At 50.8% G+C, this 23,445-nt stretch carries 24 protein-coding genes; 5 read left to right on the top strand and 19 right to left on the bottom strand.

Annotated features, from left to right (window positions below; translation table 11 throughout):
- Positions 1 to 12: 12 nt before the first annotated feature.
- The 15 genes from HMPREF9441_RS04650 to HMPREF9441_RS04715 all read right to left on the bottom strand — a co-directional run bounded on the left by HMPREF9441_RS04650 (position 13) and on the right by HMPREF9441_RS04715 (position 12,421).
- On the bottom strand, positions 13 to 1,113 hold the full coding sequence (locus tag HMPREF9441_RS04650) for an Mrp/NBP35 family ATP-binding protein (RefSeq protein WP_008618553.1): 1,101 nt from the start codon (positions 1,111 to 1,113) through the stop codon (positions 13 to 15).
- 25 nt (positions 1,114 to 1,138) lie between these two features.
- Positions 1,139 to 1,918 carry a tRNA (guanosine(46)-N7)-methyltransferase TrmB gene (gene trmB / locus HMPREF9441_RS04655; protein WP_008618554.1) on the bottom strand — a complete coding sequence of 260 codons (780 nt, stop codon included), beginning with the start codon at positions 1,916 to 1,918 and terminating at the stop codon, positions 1,139 to 1,141.
- A 41-nt stretch (positions 1,919 to 1,959) separates the two neighbouring features.
- Positions 1,960 to 2,391, bottom strand: a complete 432-nt coding sequence (locus tag HMPREF9441_RS04660) for a type II toxin-antitoxin system VapC family toxin (RefSeq protein WP_008618555.1) — start codon at positions 2,389 to 2,391, stop codon at positions 1,960 to 1,962.
- Complete coding sequence (locus HMPREF9441_RS18585) at positions 2,388 to 2,558, bottom strand: hypothetical protein (RefSeq protein WP_021980971.1); 171 nt, start codon at positions 2,556 to 2,558, stop codon at positions 2,388 to 2,390. Before HMPREF9441_RS18585 ends, HMPREF9441_RS04660 begins: the two co-directional genes overlap by 4 nt.
- A gap of 183 nt (positions 2,559 to 2,741) precedes the next feature.
- A complete protein-coding gene (locus HMPREF9441_RS04665) occupies positions 2,742 to 2,975 on the bottom strand; it encodes a DUF5053 domain-containing protein (RefSeq protein WP_008618557.1) in 234 nt (77 codons plus the stop codon).
- Between the two features lie 27 nt (positions 2,976 to 3,002).
- Positions 3,003 to 3,626: a DUF975 family protein gene (locus tag HMPREF9441_RS04670; RefSeq protein ID WP_008618559.1), complete on the bottom strand. Its 624-nt coding sequence runs from the start codon at positions 3,624 to 3,626 to the stop codon at positions 3,003 to 3,005.
- Positions 3,627 to 3,651: 25 nt separating this feature from the next.
- The gene (locus HMPREF9441_RS04675; RefSeq protein ID WP_008618562.1) at positions 3,652 to 4,674 is read right to left on the bottom strand and encodes a branched-chain amino acid aminotransferase; all 1,023 of its coding nucleotides are present in this window, start codon (positions 4,672 to 4,674) and stop codon (positions 3,652 to 3,654) included.
- Positions 4,675 to 4,802: 128 nt separating this feature from the next.
- Positions 4,803 to 5,009, bottom strand: a complete 207-nt coding sequence (gene xseB / locus HMPREF9441_RS04680; RefSeq protein ID WP_008618565.1) for an exodeoxyribonuclease VII small subunit — start codon at positions 5,007 to 5,009, stop codon at positions 4,803 to 4,805.
- 10 nt (positions 5,010 to 5,019) lie between these two features.
- Positions 5,020 to 6,315, bottom strand: coding sequence for an exodeoxyribonuclease VII large subunit (gene xseA / locus HMPREF9441_RS04685; RefSeq protein WP_008618567.1), 1,296 nt, complete (start codon positions 6,313 to 6,315; stop codon positions 5,020 to 5,022).
- Between the two features lies 1 nt (position 6,316).
- The gene (mnmA, locus tag HMPREF9441_RS04690) at positions 6,317 to 7,453 is read right to left on the bottom strand and encodes a tRNA 2-thiouridine(34) synthase MnmA (protein ID WP_008618569.1); all 1,137 of its coding nucleotides are present in this window, start codon (positions 7,451 to 7,453) and stop codon (positions 6,317 to 6,319) included.
- A gap of 424 nt (positions 7,454 to 7,877) precedes the next feature.
- Complete coding sequence (locus HMPREF9441_RS04695) at positions 7,878 to 8,084, bottom strand: DUF6722 family protein (protein WP_008618573.1); 207 nt, start codon at positions 8,082 to 8,084, stop codon at positions 7,878 to 7,880.
- A 164-nt stretch (positions 8,085 to 8,248) separates the two neighbouring features.
- A complete protein-coding gene (locus HMPREF9441_RS04700) occupies positions 8,249 to 9,403 on the bottom strand; it encodes a sodium ion-translocating decarboxylase subunit beta (protein ID WP_008618577.1) in 1,155 nt (384 codons plus the stop codon).
- A gap of 4 nt (positions 9,404 to 9,407) precedes the next feature.
- Entirely contained in the window at positions 9,408 to 9,851 is a 444-nt protein-coding gene (locus HMPREF9441_RS04705; RefSeq protein WP_008618579.1) for a biotin/lipoyl-containing protein, read from the bottom strand.
- 38 nt (positions 9,852 to 9,889) lie between these two features.
- Positions 9,890 to 10,849, bottom strand: coding sequence for an OadG family protein (locus tag HMPREF9441_RS04710; RefSeq protein ID WP_244949617.1), 960 nt, complete (start codon positions 10,847 to 10,849; stop codon positions 9,890 to 9,892).
- A gap of 18 nt (positions 10,850 to 10,867) precedes the next feature.
- The gene (locus HMPREF9441_RS04715; RefSeq protein WP_008618584.1) at positions 10,868 to 12,421 is read right to left on the bottom strand and encodes an acyl-CoA carboxylase subunit beta; all 1,554 of its coding nucleotides are present in this window, start codon (positions 12,419 to 12,421) and stop codon (positions 10,868 to 10,870) included.
- Between the two features lie 195 nt (positions 12,422 to 12,616).
- Between HMPREF9441_RS04715 and HMPREF9441_RS04720 the strand changes: the two genes are divergently transcribed.
- The 3 genes from HMPREF9441_RS04720 to HMPREF9441_RS04730 are packed head-to-tail and all read left to right on the top strand — an operon-like array spanning position 12,617 to position 15,106.
- A complete protein-coding gene (locus HMPREF9441_RS04720) occupies positions 12,617 to 13,969 on the top strand; it encodes an MATE family efflux transporter (RefSeq protein ID WP_008618596.1) in 1,353 nt (450 codons plus the stop codon).
- A 4-nt stretch (positions 13,970 to 13,973) separates the two neighbouring features.
- A complete protein-coding gene (locus HMPREF9441_RS04725; RefSeq protein ID WP_008618597.1) occupies positions 13,974 to 14,594 on the top strand; it encodes a cytidylate kinase-like family protein in 621 nt (206 codons plus the stop codon).
- A complete protein-coding gene (locus HMPREF9441_RS04730; protein WP_008618599.1) occupies positions 14,591 to 15,106 on the top strand; it encodes a metallophosphoesterase family protein in 516 nt (171 codons plus the stop codon). The genes HMPREF9441_RS04725 and HMPREF9441_RS04730 overlap by 4 nt, the downstream gene beginning before the upstream one ends.
- 74 nt (positions 15,107 to 15,180) lie before the next feature.
- Here the strand turns inward: HMPREF9441_RS04730 and HMPREF9441_RS04735 are convergent, their stop codons facing one another.
- Complete coding sequence (locus tag HMPREF9441_RS04735) at positions 15,181 to 16,875, bottom strand: putative transporter (protein ID WP_008618600.1); 1,695 nt, start codon at positions 16,873 to 16,875, stop codon at positions 15,181 to 15,183.
- Between the two features lie 170 nt (positions 16,876 to 17,045).
- On the opposite strand from HMPREF9441_RS04735, the gene mutA reads away from it, so the two are divergent.
- Positions 17,046 to 18,953 carry a methylmalonyl-CoA mutase small subunit gene (gene mutA / locus HMPREF9441_RS04740; RefSeq protein ID WP_008618601.1) on the top strand — a complete coding sequence of 636 codons (1,908 nt, stop codon included), beginning with the start codon at positions 17,046 to 17,048 and terminating at the stop codon, positions 18,951 to 18,953.
- A complete protein-coding gene (gene scpA, locus HMPREF9441_RS04745; RefSeq protein WP_008618602.1) occupies positions 18,950 to 21,115 on the top strand; it encodes a methylmalonyl-CoA mutase in 2,166 nt (721 codons plus the stop codon). Before mutA ends, scpA begins: the two co-directional genes overlap by 4 nt.
- Positions 21,116 to 21,243: 128 nt before the next feature.
- Here scpA and HMPREF9441_RS04750 read toward each other — a convergent pair whose 3' ends face one another.
- From HMPREF9441_RS04750 to HMPREF9441_RS04760, 3 genes are all read right to left on the bottom strand, one after another.
- Complete coding sequence (locus HMPREF9441_RS04750; RefSeq protein ID WP_157244561.1) at positions 21,244 to 21,660, bottom strand: helix-turn-helix domain-containing protein; 417 nt, start codon at positions 21,658 to 21,660, stop codon at positions 21,244 to 21,246.
- Between the two features lie 117 nt (positions 21,661 to 21,777).
- Entirely contained in the window at positions 21,778 to 22,866 is a 1,089-nt protein-coding gene (locus HMPREF9441_RS04755) for an OmpA family protein (RefSeq protein ID WP_008618604.1), read from the bottom strand.
- A 31-nt stretch (positions 22,867 to 22,897) separates the two neighbouring features.
- Entirely contained in the window at positions 22,898 to 23,407 is a 510-nt protein-coding gene (locus tag HMPREF9441_RS04760) for a hypothetical protein (protein ID WP_008618605.1), read from the bottom strand.
- Positions 23,408 to 23,445: the final 38 nt, after the last annotated feature.

Consider the following 23,445-nt stretch of genomic DNA (forward strand, 5'->3'; position numbering starts at 1 on the left):
CGATATGTCCAATTACTTCTTGACTTCCACGATTTTTGTCGGTGCCTGTTCCGCATTCCGGCGGCCGGTCTCTTCCACCACGCGGCGGGCAAAGGCCATGAACGCCTGTCCCGTCTGGCTCCCGTCGTTCAAGACTTCGGGCGTACCGTTGTCACCGTTCTCGCAAATGCTCTGCACGATGGGAATCTGTCCCAGCAAAGGCACATGCATCTCTTCGGCAAGGCGCTTCACCCCTTCTTTCCCGAACAGGTAGTATTTGTTTTGCGGCAATTCGGCAGGAGTGAACCATGCCATATTTTCCACCAGCCCGAGAATGGGGACATTCACTTTCTCGTTCTGGTACATGTTGATGCCTTTGCGTGCATCGGCCAACGCCACTTTCTGCGGCGTGCTGACAATGACGGCACCGGTAATAGGCAAGGTCTGCACCAACGTGAGATGGATATCGCTCGTACCCGGAGGCGTGTCGAGGATGAAGTAATCCAAGTCGCCCCAGTTTGCATCGCCTATCAACTGCTTCAGCGCGTTGCAGGCCATCGCCCCACGCCACAAAGTGGCCTGGTCGGGATCGACAAAGAAACCGATAGACAGCATCTTGATGCCGTAACTCTCCACCGGCACAATCAAATCACGGCCGTCCACCGATTCGGCATAAGGATGCGCATCCTCTACATGGAACATCTTGGGCATGCTCGGTCCGAACACGTCGGCATCCAACAAGCCGACTTTGTAGCCCAACTTGGACAACCCCACAGCCAGGTTGGCCGCTACCGTAGATTTCCCCACACCGCCTTTGCCGGACGACACGGCGATAATATTCTTCACACCGGGCAACAGTTGCCCCACCTCCGGACGGGGAGCCTGCAAGGTTTTGGTGTGTATCTCCACTTCCACCTCCTTGCCCACGTAGGCATGGATGGCAGCCTCAGAAGCTTTCACGAGCGACTTGAGGAAAGGATTCGTCGGCTTGTCGAAAATCAACGAAAAACTGACATGCAGCCCGCTGATACGCAGATCGTCTTCCACCATCCCGGCCTCTACGATGTTCTTTCCCGTACCGGGATAACGCACGGTAGCCAGTGCGTCCATAATCAATTTGGGATATATTTCCATAAGTTCGGTATTTTAATTCGTTCTTTCATTTAGCCGTCGACAATCCGCTGCGCTTGCTGCGGTTGTAACTCCGGTATTCATCCAATTCTATCTCCACTTCCGGCTCCGCCAGTTCTCCGGCTTGCGGCAAGAGGAAACGCATGTATTTGATATCCAGTCCGCGGTCGAGCCATTGCTGTTCGTAATACGTCCGGATGTTCAGGATACGGGCTTCTTCGGTGTCCGGATGCTCAGCCCACGTACTGTGATACAAGTCACGAGTGGAAAACTCCAAGGGCAAACCGTTCTTTTCCACCATATATTCCGTATAAGTGAAAAGGAAATTGGAATCGGTTTTCAAGTGAATCCGTCCACGGTCTTGCAGGAAACGGCGGTAACGCGTCATAAAAAAAGTGGAGGTCAGACGTTTGGTCACCTTCTTCATCTGCGGGTCGCTGAACGTCAGCCAAATCTCGGCCACTTCGCCTTCGGCAAAAAAACGGTCGATAATCTCTATGTTCGTGCGCAAGAACGCCACGTTGGGCAAGCCTTCGCGCAACGCCTCCGTGGCTCCCGTCCACATACGGGCGCCCTTGATGTCCACCCCAATAAAATTCTTGTCGGGATACAAACGAGCCAGCCCCACGGTATATTCACCCCGTCCGCACCCGAGTTCCAACACAATAGGATGGTCGTTCCGGAAAAAATCTTCATGCCAACGTCCTTTCATATCGAAAGGCACTTCATCCACGACCGAATAAGGGTATTCAAACACATGAGGGTAACTGGCCATGTCGGCAAACTTTGCTAATTTTCCTTTTCCCATTCCTTATATTGTTTATTCCACATACGTCAAATCTTTTTTGATTACCTCCTGTTGAATATCAACTCCAACCCATAACGCCCATAACGGACAAACTTTTGGTCAGAACTTACAAGCGGAATACGGTCGCATATAGCTTGCGCTATAATTAAACGATCGTTAGGGTCACGATGGTCTTCATACAATGGAAGTTCCACAAGTCTCCTAATATGCTTTTCACTTACGGGCATCATCTTTATCCCATAATCCTCCAATACCTGCAAAGCCTCAGCAGCCGCCTTACCCACGTCACGACAATCAGGACGGCGTAACTTTCCGATTTGAACCAAATGAACCAACTCTTGAAAGCACACCGCACTGGACAATAGCACGACCTCATAATCTTGCAAAAGCTCCATCACATCCCTACTTATCGACTCCCCTTTATCTTGTCCAACTAAAAAAGCCAATATGTTCGTATCCAGATAAACCCTCATCTAAGAATGTATTTCAAATCTTTCTCATCAAACAAAAACGGAGTTTTACCGCCCTTGTTCAGCAATTCACCAAGCTTATTGAGTTTCCTGCCTTTTGAACTTTTTATTTTTTCCAACAAAGACAATACCTGCCGGCTGTTGGTTTCCATTGTTCCAATTCCTTCCATAGTCATATCATTTATAGGCCGAAGCCCATTTCAATCTTCACCCTTGTTTTGCCGATTCTAATCAGAATCTAATCCTTACCCGTAGGTTTCCGTCACAAAGGTAGGCAATATCAGAAGAATAAAAAAGCCGCCGACAAACTTTTCCTCTTGCCGGCAGCTCAAAATTATGAATTCTAAATACACTCAGATATTATCAGCCGCCCGACGTATACGGTCAGCCAAATCACATAAAGCCCCTTTCATCTGCTCTGCTTCATGCGGAGTAAAACCACCCGTTCCGCCATTACCATCTATACCGTCCATCTTATGATAAAGCCATGACACTGATTTATCAAAGTATGTACGCGACAAGTCTCGCCATGATACAGCAAACAGGATGTCGCCTAAACGTTGCTTCATGTCCGTTATCTTCTCCATCTCTTTTTCTATCTTTCGAGGTTCTCTTTATTCCCCTTGCGCCTGAGCCGCTTCGTACTCGGCTTTCACGTCTTCATAGAAGTGCGCTAAAGCTGATTGCATGTAAGGGACAAACCACAAGAGGCCGATGCCCAACGTCAAGATGCAAAGTAACCCCCAACCAATGAAGGTCAAGTACAAATAAAACAGGTCGAACTTATGACCGTCCATCATCTTCATGCTTTTTTCAATGGCACCATTGAATTTCAATTCGGGATTATCCCGCAAGACAAAAGCCGTCATGGCGTAAGAAAAAGACTTGATGATGCCCGGCACGATAAGCAACAAGGTCCAAAGAAACGTATAGATACCGGTGAGTATCATCGTCCCGGCCACACGGGTATAATCGCGAAAACCCTCGAATAACTGCCCGACCTTATACTCGTCGCCACTACGCAAATTGTCGAGGAACAGCACAGACATACTCCAACCAAGAGGCATCAGCACCAACTGTATAATGGAACCTACTCCATCATAAACTTTTAAGTCGATACCGGCCGGCAACACTCCCATAACCGCCAGATAAACCAACGTAACCATAACCGCGCCGCCCCATTTTCCGGAGAGCGACGCCCGGGCTGCAGCCCGCATTTCACTTGCACTTCTAATCATGATAATAGATTTTTTAATGAATGAATCACTCCATCACCACCGTAGTCCATCTGTGCACGTCGGGTTCGATGCCGTACTGGATATTACGCAGGTGATGATATAATTGAGTACAAACCGGTCCCGGCTTGCCGTCTTTGCTGATAATATAGCTCTTCTTGTTTTCCAAATCATCGATACGCTCGATGGGGCTGATGACCGCAGCCGTACCGCATGCCCCGGCCTCTTCGAAAGTGGCCAGTTCTTCTTCCGGAATCTGGCGGCGTTCCACCGTCATGCCCATGTCTTCGGCCAACTGCATCAGGCTCTTGTTGGTGATGGAAGGCAGGATGGACGTGGACTTCGGCGTGACATACGTATTGTTTTTGATGCCGAAGAAGTTGGCAGCCCCGCATTCGTCGATGTATTTCTTTTCTTTCGCATCGAGGTAAAACTCGCAGGAGTACCCCAAATCGTGTGCCATCTTGTTCGCTTTCAAGCTCGCCGCGTAGTTGCCGCCCACTTTATAGATACCCGTTCCCAACGGTGCGGAGCGGTCGAACTCGCGGATAATCACGTACGGATTGGCGGCGAAGCCTCCCTTGAAGTACGGCCCTACCGGCGTGACGAAAATCACGAAGAGGTATTCGTTGGCCGGATGCACGCCCACTTGGGCTCCCGTACCGATAAGCAGCGGACGGATGTACAACGTGGCCCCGCTCTCATATGGCGGGATAAAACGCTCGTTGAGCCGTACCACCTTCTTGACCATTTCTTCAAAACGTTCCGTAGGCAGTTCGGGCATCAGTATGCCGCGGCACGTGCTCTGCAAACGCTTGGCATTCTCGTCCATGCGGAACACGCGCACCTTACCGTCCGGACAACGGTAAGCCTTCAGCCCCTCGAAAGCTTCCTGCCCGTAGTGCAGGCAAGTAGCCGCCATGTGGATATTGAGGGTCTCCTCCGAACAAACTTCAATCTCTCCCCACTTTCCGTCACGATAATAGCAACGTACATTATAGTCTGTCTTCATATAGCCGAAAGACAGGTTCGCCCAATCGATTTCTTTCATCTTTTCCGTTTTTAAATTTCATTCTGAAAGACAAAATTACAGAATTTTATTATTTTAAAGGCGTTTTCCGCAAAGAATTTATCATTTAACAAGAAAAACGCCCTACGCCGGACGAAGCCGGAACTGTCTCAGGCCTCTTTTTCGCCCGATTCCAGTATTTTCTTGATTTCTTCGTCCGTTGCATAAAGCTTCTCGCGGCAGAATGCCACCAAGCGTTGCGCTTCCTTCAGTTCCCCGGCCAACCGGTCGATGCCGGTTTCGTTGGCCTCTATCCGGCGCACCAATTCTTCCAAGCGCGCCATGGCTTCCTCGTATGACAAGTTTTCTTTCTTCATATACCTTATCTTATTGTACGACTGAGCGGATCTCACCTTCCGCCAAACAGGTCGTGATTTCTTCTCCTCCTTTCAGTTCCGAAGCTTTCCGCACCAACTTTCCACCGCAAAACGTCATGCTGTATCCCCTTTTAAGCAACAAGACGGGGTCGGCAGCCTCGCATTTCTGTTGCAGGAGCTGCAAGCGGAACCGCTCGCGCTCCATGCGCACGGGAATACCGCGCCCTATCCGCCCGGCATACAGGTCGAGGCGATGGCGTTCGTCGGAAAGGCGTTGCCGTCCGGCATGGAACAGGCATGTGGCCATCTGCTCCAACCTGCGCTCCCCACGGGTACGCACCTGCAGGGCTGCCGCCGACAATCGGGCGGACAAACGCTCCACGCGCAAACGCTCACCCTCCATGCGCCCCTGGGCCTGCTGTTGGATTTCGCGTGCCACAGCCTCCAGACGCGAGGCCGCCTCCAACTGGTGATGGATGAGAAAAGCTGCAGCAGCCGTAGGGGTCTTCACCCGCGTATGGGCCACGATGTCTATCACCGTGTCGTCACGTTCATGTCCGATGCCGGTTATCACCGGTAAAGGAAACTGTGCACAAGCCGCTGCCAGCAAATAGGTGTCGAAGCCGGACAAGTCACTGGTTGCCCCTCCGCCCCGGATAATCACCACGGCATCCCAGTCGTCCTGCCGGGCCATAACGGCATCCAACGCCGCCAACACCGATGATTCCACATGTTCGCCCTGCATCACGGCAGGGAAAAGCCGGACGGTGAAACGCAGGCGATAGTCATTGCGGAGCAACTGGTTGCAGAAATCACCGTAACCGGCGGCTGTGGCCGACGAAATGACGGCTATACGGTTGGCCGACAACGGCAAAGACAATTCCTTGTTGTCGTTCAGAATGCCGTCCGCCTCCAAGCGTGCCAGAATCTCCCTGCGCAGACGCGCCATGTCGCCCAACGTATAGGCCGGATCGATGTCCGTCACGGTCAGCGAATAGCCATAAAGTTCATGAAAGGTGACCCCGACCTTGACCAAAACCTTCAGTCCCGGTGATAAAGTCCGCCCCGTCTCCCGTTCGAACATGGGTTTCAGCAGACGGTACATCCCGGCCCAAATCACACCGCGAGCTTTGGCCACCAAGTCACGGCCGTTCACGGACTTCTGCACGAACTCCAGATAACAATGGCCGTTGTAAGCCTCGCGTACCTCGCTCAGTTCGGCCTGCAACCAATATTCGGCCTGCAACGTACGTTCCAGCGTACCGCGCACCAGCCCATTCAATTCATATAGTGTCAATGCCTCCATCTCAGTCTTCCAAATAAGCTTGCAGCCCCCGTTGCGAACCGATGTAGGCACCGCCTGCCATCTTGTCACCGACGTAGAACACGGCCGACTGGCCGGGTGTCACAGCCGAAGCCTTCTCCTTGAAACGCACCAACCACAAATTCTCGCCGCCTCCTTCTTCCGGAAACCGGTTTTTCACTTGGCGTACACTGCACGGTATCGGACGGCTGCGATAACGGATGCGCACGGAAAGCTGCCCGTCGGCCCAATCGGCCTCGGACGAGATGCGCCCCCCGCAAACCAACATGGCACACGCCTCAAGATTTTCCGCATCGCCCAACATCACCGTATTCTTCCGGGCATTCAGCCTCAACACGTAGGCCGGCTTGCCCAAGGCAATGCCCAACCCCTTACGCTGCCCCACCGTGAAATACGGAAAACCGCAGTGTGTACCGATGACGCGCCCCTGTACGTCGACAAACTTGCCTTCGCCCACGCGCCGATCCAAGTCGGGCACTTGTTCCCGCAGAAACTCACGGTAATCCTTGTCTATGAAACAGACCTCCATCGACTCTCCGCCGCGGGCTTTCATCTCAAATCCCTTCCGTGCCAGATAGCCCCGCACGTCTTCCTTCCGCAGTGCACCCAAAGGGAAAATACAGCGCGACAACACGTCCTGCCCCAGTCGCCAAAGGAAATAGGACTGGTCTTTCTTCCCGTCCACACCGCAATACAATCCGTAACGGCCGCCTTCTTCCTTCACCCTCACATAGTGTCCCGTGGCGATATAATCGCAACCCAACTTATCCGCCCACTCTGCCAACACGCGGAACTTGAACGCGGGATTGCACATCACACAGGGATTCGGCGTACGCCCGGCAAGATATTCATCCACAAAATTACGGACCACGATGTCCTTAAAGGCCGTCCGCTCGTCGGCTACATAATGGGCGATGCCCAAACGGGCGGCCAAAGCCCGGGCATCTTGTATGAAATCGGGATACTCTTGTCCCGTATCGGCAAACTGGCGCGGCAGATCCCACACGCGCATCGTCACGCCCACCACTTCGTAGCCTTCGTCCAACAACATCAGGCACACCGCCGAACTGTCGATGCCACCCGACATGCCGACCAATACCTTCTTTCTTTCATGTTCCATATCTGTTAGCGTGAAAGTCCTTTTACACAAAAGTACGAAGAAAAAAATAAAGTAAAGGAAAAACCAAGAATTATTTCTGCGTCTTCCGATGTGCTGTGAGGATTTTTTACACCTCCGGAGGAAGCCGAATCATTCTGCAGAGAACGGAAAATCAATCTCAGCCAAACGAAAAATCAATCTCTTGAGATTGATTTTCAAATCTGCGGAAGATAAAAAGAGGAACAAATAGGATTTATAAGTCTTTCATTTATTAGCACTTACGTCCCATAAGCAGAAAAACGGCACAAAAAGGTTACCCGTAAATATAATTCAAGAGAACAGCTACGTCAAAGGGCTGACTGTCACATTCCCTTCCGCATCTCTTTCTTGTCCTGAATCCAAAAATAAACACCACCGACAATGGCTATTACAGATACCAATGCACTCATAATAATTGCACCCATAACTCACTTCCTTTCTTTTTATCCCGTACAAGCCAAAGCCCTACGCTCAAAGTCACCACCACAGAAAAAGAGACCGACAAATAAAGAATCCACGAATTACCCATATCCGTAATAATAGAGGATAAAAGTACAGCCGTAACCAAATATTTGGCTATATCCATCAACCATTTGCCAAGCTCCTTTCTCATATTGCAAACATACGAAAAAAAATGTATCTACACTATGATTCCATACAAAAAACATATCTTTCTTTTGTATTTGCTAAAAAAATGGTACGGGGTTCTATATACGAAAGGCCGCTTTCCCTTGGAGGAAAGCGGCCTTTCGTATCGTCTGACGGCTCGTGCCCAAGTTAGCTCAAGAAGCCCAACAGCACACCGGCAGCCACGGCCGAGCCTATCACACCGGCCACGTTCGGCCCCATGGCATGCATCAACAGGTAATTCTTGGAATCGTATTCCAATCCTAAATTTTGCGAAATACGGGCAGCCATCGGTACGGCGGATACGCCCGCATTACCGATAAGCGGATTGATTTTCTTGTGTTTCGGCAAGAACAGGTTGAAGAACTTGACGAACAACACGCCGGAAGCTGTGGCGATGATAAAAGCCAACGCACCGAGGAAGAAAATCTTGATGGTATCGAACGTCAGGAACTCACTGGCCTGCGTGGAACATCCCACCGTAAGGCCGAGCAACATCACGATCACATCGTTCAACGCACTACCGGCCGTCTTGGCCAGACGGGTGGTCTTCGTACTTTCTTTCAGCAAATTACCGAAAAACAGCATACCCAACAACGGCAAGCCTGAAGGCACGATAAACGTGGTCAGCAACAGACCGACGATGGGGAAGATGATTTTTTCGGTCTGCGACACCTGACGGGCGGGTTTCATGCGTATCACGCGCTCTTTTTTCGTGGTGAGCAAGCGCATCAAGGGCGGCTGAATGACCGGCACCAAAGCCATGTAGGAATAGGCGCACACGGCAATGGCCCCCATCAGGTTCGGCGAGAGTTTGGAAGACAAGAAGATGGCCGTAGGCCCGTCGGCTCCTCCGATGATGGCGATGCCCGCCGCCTGGTTAGGCTCGAATCCCAAGGCCAAGGCTATCATATAAGCCCCGAAAATACCGAATTGGGCGGCAGCACCGACCAGCAAAAGCTTCGGGTTGGCTATCAGCGCCGAGAAATCCGTCATGGCACCGATACCGAGGAAGACCAAAGGTGGGTACCACCCGGCTTTCACACCCTGATAGAAGAAATTCAACACGGAATTATCCTCGTAAAGCCCGACTTCCAGCCCTACGGCTTTAAAAGGAATATTTCCTAAAATAATACCCAAACCGATAGGAATCAAAAGCAAAGGCTCGAAATCCTTCTTGATGGCCAGCCATAAGAAGAACGCACCGACCAGAATCATAATCCAATTCCCCATCTCGGCATTCGCAAATCCCGTATAAGTGAGGAAGTCGGACAATTTTGTTCCAATGAAATCAAATACTTCCATAGTCCTAACCGATTGTTACCAACATTGCACCTTCACGCACCGAGTCTCCCTTGTTTACATGCACGGCTGTCACCGTACCGTCGCACTCGGCGTTGATATTGTTTTCCATTTTCATGGCTTCGAGCACCACTACGGTCTGTCCTTTCTTGACAGCTTGTCCCACAGTGACCGCCACAGCATTCACCGTACCGGGCAGAGGAGCACGGACGGCAGTACCGTTGCCTGCCGGGACTTCGGGTTGCGCAACCGGAGCGGCAGCCGGAGTGACCGGACCGTGGTGCACATGGGCTACCGGACGTATCACCGGTTTATGCGTCAGGTGCATCGGACGTTCCATCTCCACTTCAAACGGAATCCCGTTCACTTCCACTTTGGCCATATTGCCTTCCACATCGTTTATCTTCACCGTATATTCGGCTCCCTTTACCTTATATTTATATTCTTTCATGATGATTCTTTTTATTGATTAGACTTAAACAAATGATTTTACTCCGGCCACTCGCGCATGGTGTATCCTTTCGCATTCCATTCCGAGTGCTCCTCGGTGTGATAGGTCAGCACATTGCTTTCCACGTCATGCACGTCTTCTTCATAATCACGGAGCGCCATGGCTATGACGGCCATATACACTTTCATGTCCACGCCCTTAGTCTCCAGTCCCTGCTTGGCCATGACAGCGGCTTTGTCCGCCTGGTCGTGGAGCGCACGGATGGCTCTCACGCGAGCCATCTTGGAGAATAAGGCCACCATGTAACCGAACAAACGGAAAAAGACATAAAGGGCAAGCAGACAACCGAACACGACTCCCATCGCCATGATAGACATGGCCACGCCGTAGGGGTCTTTCTCTTTGAATTCCGCCACCTTATCCTGTACCTTTCCCTGCCCCACGTTCGGAGCTCCCGGAGTCACTTCGTTCGCATCGAGCACTACCCATACGTAGGTCTCGCTCTCGGAATCATATACCCGGGCGTAAGACTGGTTTTCGGCCAAAGGCGGTACGGTGATGGAATCGAGCAACGTCTTACCGTTTCCGTCAAACAAGGCGATGAAGTTTTCCTCGCCTTCCTTCAAGGTGAAGTTCGTGTGCAATGTGCCCAGGTTGGTTTGTCCGTCGGCGAAGAACACGATGCGCTGCTGGGCGGTCAAGTTCGTCCGTTCGTCACCTTTCGGTATCAACGACATCAACTTGACGCGTTCCGGCACGGAAAGTCCTTTGTTCAAAGCCTCACGATTCGTAGTCAGGTAACAACTACGGAGATTGTTGGTTCCCCATGAAGTATTGGCAATCTCAATCCATCCCGTACGTTCGCCGTACTCATCTATGAGACCGTCCGTATTGGAGACTACCACTTCATTGATTTTGAAACTGAAGGCGCCCTGCCCGAAAGCAGCGACCACAGCCGTCAAACCAACAAGGATTCCTAAAAATCTTCTGTGTAACATCATTTTTATATTATCGGATTACAATGGAATATTCCCATGCTTCTTCACGGGGTTCAATAATTTCTTGGTCTGCAACTGGGCCAACGCGCGAATGACACGGAAACGTGTGTTGCGCGGCTCTATCACATCGTCGATGTAACCGTACTTGGCTGCCTGGTAAGGATTAGTGAAAAGTTTGTTATACTCGGCTTCCTTCTCTTCCAGAAAGGCTTTCGGGTCTTCGGCTTCCTTGGCATCCTTGGCGTACAATACGGCCACGGCCCCGGAAGCTCCCATCACCGCGATTTCCGCCGACGGCCATGCGTAATTGATATCTCCGCGCAGTTGCTTACAACTCATCACGATATGGGAGCCGCCATAGCTCTTACGCAGGGTCACCGTCACCTTAGGCACGGTGGCTTCTCCGTAGGCATACAACAACTTCGCCCCGTGCAATATCACAGCGTTATACTCCTGCCCCGTACCCGGCAGGAAGCCCGGCACGTCTACCAAAGTCACCAACGGGATATTGAAAGCATCGCAGAAACGCACGAAACGCGCCCCCTTACGGCTGGCATTGCAGTCGAGCACACCGGCATAGCACTTCGGTTGGTTGGCCACCACGCCCACGCTCTGCCCGTTGAAGCGGGCAAAGCCCACGATGATATTCTTGGCATAATCGGGCTGCACCTCAAAAAACTCGCCGTTGTCCACTATCGCCCCGATGACTTCGTACATATCGTACGCTTGATTCGGATTGTCCGGAATGATTTCATTGAGAAAATCCTCCAGACGGTTAATCGGGTCGGTACATTCCAGACGGGGAGCCTCTTCCATATTATTCTGGGGAATATAACTGATGAGGGTACGAATCATTTGCATGGCCTCTTCTTCCGTTTCGGCCGTGAAGTGCGTCACACCGGATTTCGTGGCGTGCACGCTCGCGCCGCCCAAATCTTCTTGCGACACATCCTCGCCCGTCACTGTCTTGACTACCTTCGGCCCGGTGAGGAACATATAAGAGGTGTTCTCCATCATCAGGATGAAATCGGTCAGTGCCGGAGAATATACCGCTCCGCCTGCACACGGACCGAAAATGCCGGAAATCTGAGGAATCACACCGGATGCCTCGATATTACGCTGGAAGATATTGGCATAGCCGCCCAAAGCGTTGATACCTTCCTGGATACGTGCGCCGCCCGAATCATTGATACCGATACAAGGCGCACCCATTTTCATGGCCTGATCCATCACCTTACAGATTTTCTCGGCCATGGTCTCAGACAAAGAGCCTCCGTTCACCGTGAAGTCCTGGGCAAATACATAAACCAGACGCCCGTCGATAGTGCCGCTTCCGGTCACTACCCCGTCTCCCAAATATTGTTTCTTCTCCATGCCGAAGTTGGTGCAACGATGAAGCTTGAACATGTCCATTTCCTCGAAACTGCCTTCATCCAGCAACATGTCGATACGCTCGCGAGCCGTATATTTACCTCTCGCATGTTGTTTTTCTATGGCCTTCTCGCCTCCTCCCATGCGCGCTTTGGCACGGAGCTCCACTAATTCCTTGATTCTCTCTAACTGATTACTCATGATACTTAATATGATTTAAGAAATACTATCTGCTACCTGTCCGCCTCACTTTGGCGGTTGAGTATTGCCATGCTGCAACAAAGGTACTAAAAAAGAATTTCCATCAAGCCTTTTATGCGGAAAAAATTAGTCGAAAAAAGATTACCGACCTTACGGGCTTTTTTCGTACCTTTGTCTTACTTAAATTAACTTAATATGTCGAATCCCACTTCACCATTAGATTTAGGAACTCTTCCCGTCAGCAAGCTACTTAAACAATATGCTTTCCCGGCCATCGTCGCCATGACGGCATCGTCGCTCTACAACATGGTGGATAGTATCTTTATCGGTCACGGCGTGGGACCTTTGGCCATCTCCGGCCTGGCACTCACGTTCCCTTTCATGAACTTGTCCGCCGCATTCGGGGCCATGGTCGGAATCGGGGCATCCACTTTAATATCCGTACGATTGGGACAACAGGATTACAAAGCCGCACAAGACATCTTCGGCAACGTGGTCACCCTGACCCTGATTCTGGGTGTCTTGTTCAGCATTGTGGCGCTGGTCTTTCTCGATCCGATTCTGAGCTTTTTCGGTGCCAGCCCCGCCACACTCCCCTACGCCAGGGAGTACATGGAAATTATTTTGCTGGGTAACGTCGTCACGCACAGTTTCTTCACTTTCAACGCCATCCTGCGTTCTACGGGGCATCCTCAACTGGCCATGAATGCTACCATCATGGCTGTGGTGGGAAACACCATTCTCAATCCTATTTTCATCTACGGAATGAACATGGGCATACGCGGTGCCGCTACGGCCACGATTCTGGCACAGATCGTCTCTTTGTTGTGGCAGGTGAGCGTCTTTCGCCGCCCCAAGGAGCTCATCCAGTTCAAACGCGGCATTTACCGCCTGAAAAAGAAAATCGTCAAAGACACTTTCGCCATCGGCATGTCTCCCTTCCTGATGAACAGTTGCGCTTGTCTTGTCGTAATCCTCATTAACCGCGGACTGGGACAGTACGGCGGCGACCTGGCCATCGGTGCGTATGGTATCGTCAACCGCGTCTTGTTCATCTTCATCATGATTGTCATAGGATTGAACCAAGGCATGCAGCCCATCGCCGGATACAATTACGGTTCGCAGGACTACCATCGTGTACTCAAAGTGCTGCGCTATACCCTGCTTTGGGGTACGTTGATTACCACGACCGGTTTTCTCATCGGGGAGTTGCTTCCCGAATTGTGCGTCCGTGCTTTTACGACCGACGAAGAACTGACCGACATTGCCGTGAGAGGAATGCGTATCGTAGTCATATTCTATCCTTTAATCGGCATGCAAATGGTTACGACCAACTTCTTCCAGAGCATAGGACAAGCGAGCAAGAGCATTTTCCTGTCCCTGACACGGCAACTGCTGTTCCTCATCCCCCTGCTTCTGACATTGCCTCAGTTCTGGGGTGTAAAAGGAGTATGGTTGGCCATGCCTATATCCGATGCCATCGCATGTATAGTAGCCGGAATCATGTTAATTACAGCATACAGAAAATTTAAAAAATTAGCCGTATAACGTCATGAAGAAACATATCATTATCAATGTAGGACGCCAGTTAGGTAGCGGCGGACGCATCATCGGGAACCGCATTGCGGAAGATTTCAACATCAAGTTTTATGATAAGGAACTTTTGGACCTGGCTGCAAAAGAAAGCGGTTTCAACAAAAAGTTCTTCGAACGTAATGATGAACACAAAGGCTTTCTCAAAGTATTGTTCAGTTCTTTTGCTCCCATCTTCGGCAATAGCGACCCATACGCTAACCAGCTTAGTGACGAATCGCTTTTCAAATTTCAAAGCGACGCCATCCGCAAGGCGGCCGAACAGGATTCTTGCGTGTTCGTAGGAAGATGCGCCGACTACATTTTGCGCGACTACCCTAACACCGTAAGTATCTTTATCACAGCCGACATGCCCGACCGAATCAAACGCGTCTGCGAGATGCTCCACATCACGGAAAAAGAGGCAGAAAAGAAATGTATCGAAGGTGACGAGAAGCGGTCTGAGTACTATAACTATTACAGTGCCAAGACATGGGGAAGCGCAGAATCCTACGACCTTTGCATCAACTCGTCTGCTTTGGGTATAGAAGCTACTATCGACGTGATTGAAAACTTCATATCCCAGAAGCTCAAATTATGAAACGTATCGGATTACTGTCGGACACACACAGTTTTTGGGATCCTAAATATCTGGAATATTTCGAAGAATGCGACGAAATATGGCATGCCGGCGACATCGGTTCCATGGAAGTGGTACAAAAATTATCTGCGTTCCGTCCTTTCAGAGCCGTATACGGAAACTGCGACGGTGGGGACATCCGTAAAATGTTCGGAGAAAAACTCCGGTGGCGTTGTGAAGATGCCGAGGTGCTGATGACACACATCGGAGGATACCCCGGCAAATATGCTCCCGGCATTCGAACACAATTGTACAATCGTCCGCCTCATTTGTTTATCTGTGGCCATTCTCATATCCTAAAGGTTCAGTTCGACCCGAAATTGGGTTTGCTGCATATCAACCCGGGAGCTGCGGGTATCATGGGCTGGCACAAAGTACGTACGCTCGTACGTTTCACCGTAGAGGGGCAGGCCTTCAAAGACTTGGAAGTGATAGAAATACCCCGACCGGAAAGTTCATCCGGCATATTATAACAACCGCATCCTACGAATGGCGCCCGGTTTATTTGATAAACCGGGCGCCATTCGTATAGTTACACCATACGGCATCAGAATGTGCCGCAAAGCAACAGCACGATCAACTGTGCCGTCAGAATGCGCAAGAACATCGTTAACGGATAAACCGTAGAATAGCCCACAGCAGGAGCATCCGTACTGGACGCCTGATTGGCAAAAGCCAAAGCCGGGGGATCGGTCGTGCTACCGGCTATCAACCCCATAATGGTGAAGTAGTTCAACTTGAAACGCATCCGGGCTATCACACCTATTATTAATATAGGTATCACGGTTATCAGGAAACCGGTCCACACATACGTCAGACCGTCACCAGCTACTACCGTATCCACAAAATGCTCTCCGGCTTTTATCCCCACACTGGCCAGGAACAATGCCAATCCGAACTCGCGCAACATGAAATTGGCACTCGTTGACACATACGTAACCAGACGGAACTTATAACCGAAACGACCTATCAAAATAGCCACAATCAGCGGACCTCCGGCCAAACCGAGCTTCACCGGCGTGGGCACGCCTGGGAAAGCAAACGGAATACTTCCGAATATGATACCCACCAGAATACCGACAAAAATCGTCACCAAATTGGGATGGTCCAAACGTTTCACGGAATTACCCATCAGGCTCGCCACACGGTCGACAGCATCTTCCGGCCCAACTACGACAATCTTGTCGCCCACCTGCATGCGCAAGTTACGGTCGGCAAAAAGATTCATTCCGGAACGGGAAATACGCGTCACATTCACCCCATAGACAGAACTGAAATGCAACTGCCCGAAAGTCTTGCCGTTCATCTTCGGTTGAGTTACCACAATGCTCTTCGATACCATCGGCATGTCCTGCATATCCCAGTCGATATATTCTTCCGGTCCGATAAAAGCACGGACAGCTTCTGCGTCGTCTTCGGCACATGTAATAAACAAGTGGTCGCCCAAATAAAACTTCGTATCCTTGGTCGGGATACTTACGTGACCTTCATGCAAGGCACGCGAACAAACATAATTGCGTCCCAAGAAATCACGCACTTGCAGAAGCGTCTTTTCATGCAGGGCCGTGTTCGTGACCTTCAAGGTCATTTTGTGCGGTTTGGCATGCGGATTTTCCGCCTGTTGCGCCAATATACGATCCTCTTCATCTTTCAACACAATTCCGCAGATATAACGAATAGAAATGGTTGCAGCAATAATACCCACCACTCCGAGGGGATAGGCGCAAGCATATCCCGAAGCTATCTGAGGAACAGCCTGAGCGTTGGCAAACACTTGGGTCAGAGCTTCCGTCGCGGCACCTAACCCCGGTGTATTCGTCACCGCACCGCAAAGCACACCCACCATCATCGGCAAGTTGCGTGGATCGTTCGTGTCGAACACACAATAATACAGCACCAACATCACCAGGATGTTCAGTGCCACGATACCACAAGCCAACAGATTCAACGTCACACCACCTTTCTTAAAGGACTCGAAGAACCCCGGCCCCACCTGCAAGCCGATACAATACACAAACAGTATCAAACCGAAATCCTGCAAGAAATTCAACGTGGAGACAGGACCGGTAAATCCGAAATGTCCGGCCAGAATACCTGCAAACAACACGAACGTCACTCCCAATGAGATGCCGAAAAATTTAATTTTTCCCAAATAGACTCCCAAAGAAATTACCGCCGTGTACAACAAGACGATATGGGCAATGGAATTTGAATCAAACAGCAATTGCTCTAACCAATTCATCGCTTTACTTTAATTTTATAAATAAATGATTTTTTTAATTCTTCCAATTCGTCGGCAAAAGTACTCAAAAAAAGGACACCAACTGAGTTTTTCCACCTTATTTTTTTGTGCTTCTACAAAAGTTTTGTTACTTTTGCTCGATTGATAAAATTCTTTTTAACAGTATAGCTATGGCAGATAGTAAAGAAAAGCTTTTCTCTGACTTCATTGCACCTACGCGACAAGAATGGCTCGACAAAATCAACGTCGACCTCAAAGGTGCGGATTATCAGAAAAAAATGGTCTGGAGAACCAATGAAGGGTTCAGCGCAGAGCCGTTTTACCGAAAAGAAGATTTGGAAGGCATGGCGCAGACCGATGCGCTTCCCGGCGAATTTCCCTACCTGAGAGGGAACAAAAAGGACAATAACCGTTGGTATGTCCGCCAAAACATCCGAGTAACCGACCCTAAAGAGGCGAACGAAAAGGCACTCGACCTTCTGGACAAGGGAGTCACATCATTAGGATTTAAAGTTCCGGCCAAAGAACTGAATGCCACGTTCATCTCCACTTTGCTGGAAGGCATTAAGGCTGATGCAGTGGAACTGAATTTCAGTACGTGTCAAGGTCATACCGTGGAATTAGCCCGTCTCCTGACGGCATACTACGATGAAAAAGGATATGACCGCACCGCATTGGTAGGTAGCATCGACTTCGACCCGATGCAGAAGATTCTGACCAAAGGTAAGGATACGACCGCCCTACTGAACAAACTGGCGGAACTGGTCAATATTCTCGCACCCTTCCCCAAAATGCGTTGCATTTGTATCAATGCCGACACGCTTTGCAACGCCGGCGCCTATATCTATCAGGAACTGGGCTACGCCCTGGCATGGGGGAACGAATACCTCAACCTGATGGTGGAGGCCGGTATCCCGGCAGCCCTCGCCGCCAAGAAAATCAAATTCAACTTCGGCATCAGCGGTGTCTATTTCATGGAAATCGCGAAGTTCCGCGCCGCACGCATGATGTGGGCCCAGATCGTGAAGCAGTACAACCCGGTTTGTCCGCGCGAAGACTGCACCAACACGGGTGAGGATAAGTCCTGCAACTGTGCTTGTAAAATGTATGTCAATGCGACCACTTCCACTTACAACATGACGGTGTTCGACAGCTACGTGAACATGCTGCGCACGCAGACAGAGGCGATGAGTGCCGCATTGGCCAACGTGGACGCCATCGTGGTGACTCCGTTCGACGCTCCATACGAGGTTCCGACCGATTTTGCCGAACGTATCGCCCGCAACCAGCAGTTGTTGTTGCAGGAAGAAAGCCATTTCGACAAAATCGTAGACGTGGCCGGTGGTTCATATTTCATCGAAACGCTCACCCGTTCGCTGGCAGAAGGAGCTTGGAAACTGTTCCTTGCCGTGGAAGAAGAGGGTGGATTCCTCGCAGCCGCCAAGGCTGGCAGCATCCAAAAGGCCGTGAACGACACCAACGCCAAGCGCCATGCCAACGCAGGCAAGCGTAAGGAGTTCCTGCTCGGTACGAACCAATTCCCCAACTTCAACGAAAAGAGCGAAGGGAAAGCCCCGTTGGCAGCCACATGCTGTTGCCACAGCCACGGCGACAGTTGCGAAAAGCCGTTCGCCAAACTGGAAACAAGCCGTCTGGCTGCCGATTTCGAGGCATTGCGCCTACAGACGGAACAAGCCGAAAAACAGCCGGTGGCCTTCATGCTCACCATAGGCAATTTGGCCATGCGGCAGGCACGCGCCCAGTTCAGTTGCAACTTCCTGGCTTGCGCAGGCTACAAGGTGATAGACAATTTAGGTTTCCCAACCGTGGAAGAAGGCGTGGAAGCCGCCATGAAGGCAGGTGCCGACATCGTGGTACTTTGCTCCAGCGATGACGAATACGCCGAATATGCCATCCCGGCCTTCAAAGCCGTAGACGGCCGTGCCATGTTCGTCGTGGCCGGTGCTCCGGCCTGCATGGAGGACTTGAAAGCCGCAGGCATCGAGAACTTCATCCACGTTCGTGTAGACCAACTCCAAACACTGAAAGAGTATAACGCAAAATTGGGAATCAAATGAGACAGAATTTTAAAGATATAAACATATTCTCCGGTTTCGGCCGACAGAACGGTCAGGACTGGCAAAAAGAAAACGGTATCACCGCCAACTGGAAAACGCCCGAACAGATCGACATCCAGCCGGTGTACACCCAAGAAGATTTGGAAGGAATGGAGCATTTGGACTTTGCGGCCGGTATACCTCCGTTCCTGCGCGGCCCGTACAGCATGATGTACCCGTTCCGCCCGTGGACCATCCGCCAGTACGCCGGATTCTCCACCGCCGAGGAAAGTAACGCATTCTACCGCCGCAACCTGGCCAGCGGACAGAAAGGTTTGTCCGTGGCTTTCGACCTCCCGACACACCGTGGCTACGACCCGGACAACGAACGTGTGGTAGGCGACGTGGGCAAGGCCGGCGTGTCGATCTGCTCATTGGAGAACATGAAAGTGCTTTTCGAGGGAATCCCCTTGAACAAGATGTCCGTCTCCATGACGATGAACGGTGCGGTGCTCCCCATTCTGGCCTTCTACATCAACGCCGGACTGGAACAAGGCGCACAGTTGGAAGAAATGGCCGGAACCATCCAGAACGACATCCTGAAAGAATTCATGGTGCGCAACACCTATATTTATCCGCCCGCCTTCTCGATGAAGATTATTGCCGACATCTTCGAATACACTTCACAGAAGATGCCTAAGTTCAACTCCATCTCCATCTCCGGTTACCACATGCAGGAAGCCGGTGCCACGGCGGACATCGAGCTGGCCTACACACTGGCCGACGGTATGGATTACCTGCGCGCCGGAGTGAACGCCGGAATCGACATCGATGCATTCGCGCCTCGTTTGTCTTTCTTCTGGGCCATCGGCATGAACCATTTCATGGAGATTGCCAAGATGCGTGCGGCACGTTTGCTGTGGGCCAAGATTGTGAAGGGCTTCGGCGCGAAAAACCCGAAATCCATGGCGTTGCGTACCCACTCGCAGACTTCCGGTTGGTCGCTTACGGAACAAGACCCGTTCAACAACGTGGGACGTACGTGCATCGAGGCCATGGCAGCCGTTTTGGGGCACACCCAGTCGTTGCATACCAACTCGCTGGACGAAGCCATCGCCCTGCCGACGGACTTCTCGGCCCGTATCGCACGTAACACTCAGATATACATCCAGAACGAAACCCAAGTGTGCAAGCACATCGACCCGTGGGCCGGTTCTTACTATGTGGAAACCCTGACGAACGAACTCGTCCACAAGGCTTGGGAACACATTCAGGAAATCGAGAAACTGGGCGGTATGGCCAAAGCCATCGAAACCGGTCTGCCCAAGATGCGTATCGAAGAGGCCGCAGCCCGTACGCAGGCCCGTATCGACTCCGGCGCACAGACCATCGTGGGTGTGAACAAATACCGTTTGGACCACGAAGATCCTATCGACATCCTCGAAGTGGACAACACTGCCGTCCGCCTGCAACAGGAAGAAAACCTGAAGAAACTGAAAGCCGGACGGAACGAGGAAGAGGTGAAAAAGGCATTGGCCGCCATCACCGAATGCGTACGCGAGTTCAACGAAGGCAAGAAGAGCGAACACAACCTGCTTGACCTGGCCGTAAAGGCAGCCAGCGTACGTGCCACGTTAGGAGAGATTTCAGATGCTTGCGAGGCTATCGTAGGCCGATATAAAGCCGTAATCAGAACTATTTCACAAGTGTATTCATCAGAAAGTAAAGCAGACACCGACTTCGCAGAAGCTTGCGAGTTGACGGAAGAGTTCGCCCGGCAGGAAGGCCGCCGGCCGCGTATCATGATTGCCAAGATGGGACAGGACGGCCACGACCGCGGGGCCAAGGTTTGTGCCACGGGTTATGCCGACTGCGGTTTCGACGTCGACATGGGACCGTTGTTCCAGACACCGGCCGAGGCTGCACGCCAAGCCGTAGAGAACGACGTGAACATCATGGGCGTAAGTTCGCTGGCAGCCGGACACAAAACCCTCATCCCGCAAGTCATCGAAGAGTTGAAGCGGTTGGGACGCGAGGACATCATGGTCATCGCGGGCGGTGTCATCCCGGCACAAGACTACGACTTCCTGTACAAAGCAGGCGTAGCGGCCATCTTCGGCCCCGGAACCTCCGTAGCCAAAGCAGCCTGTGAAATGATGAAAATCCTTTTGGACAAAGAATAAGGACCGGACAAGGTTCCTATCCCAAACAATCAAGTAGGAGGAAAGCAAGATGAAGCTTTTCTCCTACTTTCGTTTTCCCGCCTTTTAAAAAGCCGGTCTGCCGGTTTCCTTTTCAGGAAACGCAAAAACTACCTTCCCGGTTTTATACCTAATTTATCCTTATCTTTATAAATTTCTACGCGGTATCCACTCTCCAACATATTCAACAACACTTCATAAAAAGCTTCTTTATACCCTTTCTGTTTCAGCTTTTCTCTCAACAGTGACAGTTCATGTTCCAAAACAAGGTTTCTTTGTTCCAGTCCTGAAAGCGGACGCTTCTTCCGAAGCATGAGGGCTGCCACATTTCCGTCTGCATCCCGCGCACCGTATTTCTCCAACCATCTGCTCACCGTGCTCTCCCCCTGTATCCCATACTTCCGTGAAATGGCATTCATACTGATGTGGGAAGTCTCCAGTTCTCGTACTACACGAAGTTTAAAGTCAAGCGTATAATCTTTCTGCGTACGCTTGACATGTTTTTCTTCAACATCCTCTTTTCCCATAAACTGCATTGAATAAAAAAAACCGCCATGAAAGGTCTCCCGACAAACACCCTCTTTTTACCGGGAACCAACCAACCTTTTCCTTTCACGGCGGTCGCAAAACGTCCAAAAGTCAAATTATTCGGCTATGCAAATAGATACGCGGTTCTTTTCAACCTCTGTAAAAGGCTGTACGGAATCTCCTTTATGTTCCACTCGTATCCTGCCCGCATCTATCTTTTTGACCTGTAAGGCCTTCGACACGGCCTGAGCACGTTTCAGCGAAAGTGCATCATTGATTTTAGGAGTGCCCGTAGCTTTGTCGGCATATCCGCAAATCACGACCTTCGCTTGTGGGTTGGCGGTGAGATAAGCGGCCAGACGTTCTATTTTAGCTTCCTCAGACGCACGGATTACGGCTGAATTAAGTTTAAAGAACACATTCTCCTGCAATTTTTCCACTTTGGCTTTCTCCACTACCGGTTCGGCCTTCTTCGGAGTCACCGGTTCGCGCTTTTCCGGTATCACGGGTGGAGCCACCGGCTCGGGAGCTTCTTCGACCACCTTCTTGTGTGTCTTGCCCAACTTGATGACCAAGCCTCCTAACGCGTTGAACACCCAGTCCGGATTGCCCGCCTTCTTGGAGTTGTACTTGTCGCCCAACACGTTGGCATTGACCTCAAGGTTAAAATAAACTCTCCCGCCCAAGCGAACGTTAGCTCCTATACCGCCGCGACCTACCGGATTGAACTGGCGGTCACGCCATAAATATTCCAACGTATGACCACCGTCATTGACGGCCACCGCTTCGTCGTTGCCGAACGCACCGTTCAGTCCTATCCCCAGGAACAAATAAGGATTCACCACCCGTTTATAATTATACTTGAAACAGTTGGCCAGGTCCACCACCACGTCAATGTCTCCTTGCAGGTAATTATACTTATATACTTGGAGCGGATTCACCCACGCTCCTTTGGATTCATAACCGGACACACCGGCACGCAGTCCCCACACCGGAGTAAAATAGTAACTGCCATGCACCCCCACAGCCGGAGATACCAAGTCGCCAAACCCGGCCTCACCCAAGGTGTAAGCCGCACCGCCTTGCAGTTGCAGGCTACCATGCCGGTGGAACTGTATCTCTTCACCCTTGGACTGCGCAGATACCGCATGCGACATCAACAGGCATGCGCACACGAACATTAAATTCTTTTTCTTCATAGTCATTCTTTTTTTATATTAAACATCCTTCATCCGACTAACGGCCTAACGACTTGTCCCCATATTCCGTATTGGTCAGGCAAAGCACCCAATTACCAAGATAAAACACCGGTTTGAAGAATATCTTGGTCGTGACAGGAGGTATGCCGTCTCCCGCTTCGCGGATAATCACATTGCATTGCACCTCATTCGCATAATATTCACTGAACTTCATGTATGCAATCTCGTAGCCTGCCATCGGTATGGATTCGAACATGGCTCGTACTTCCGCCATCTCTTCGTTGTTTAGCGAAACCGGTGTACCGTCTTCTGTCTGGTCGTTACGATATAGCATAAGAATGGCTTCGTCCGTCTGCTTGTTTTTCACATACGTGAAGAACTGGTCTATAAGCTCCTTGACGGCTATTGTATCTTTCGCCTCCAGCGTCTGCTCGAATTCCGTTTGCGTTTGTTCTTCGCTACTTTTCTTGTTCTTATCCGCACAGGCTGACACCGAACATATTATGATTCCCATCCATAAGGGGAACAGCAAATGATGAATTTTCATCTTACAATCTAAATTACTTTTACTTAAAATGAAAAGGA

The sequence above is a fragment of the Paraprevotella clara YIT 11840 genome (assembly GCF_000233955.1).
GTDB classification, from domain to species: Bacteria; Bacteroidota; Bacteroidia; order Bacteroidales; family Bacteroidaceae; genus Paraprevotella; species Paraprevotella clara.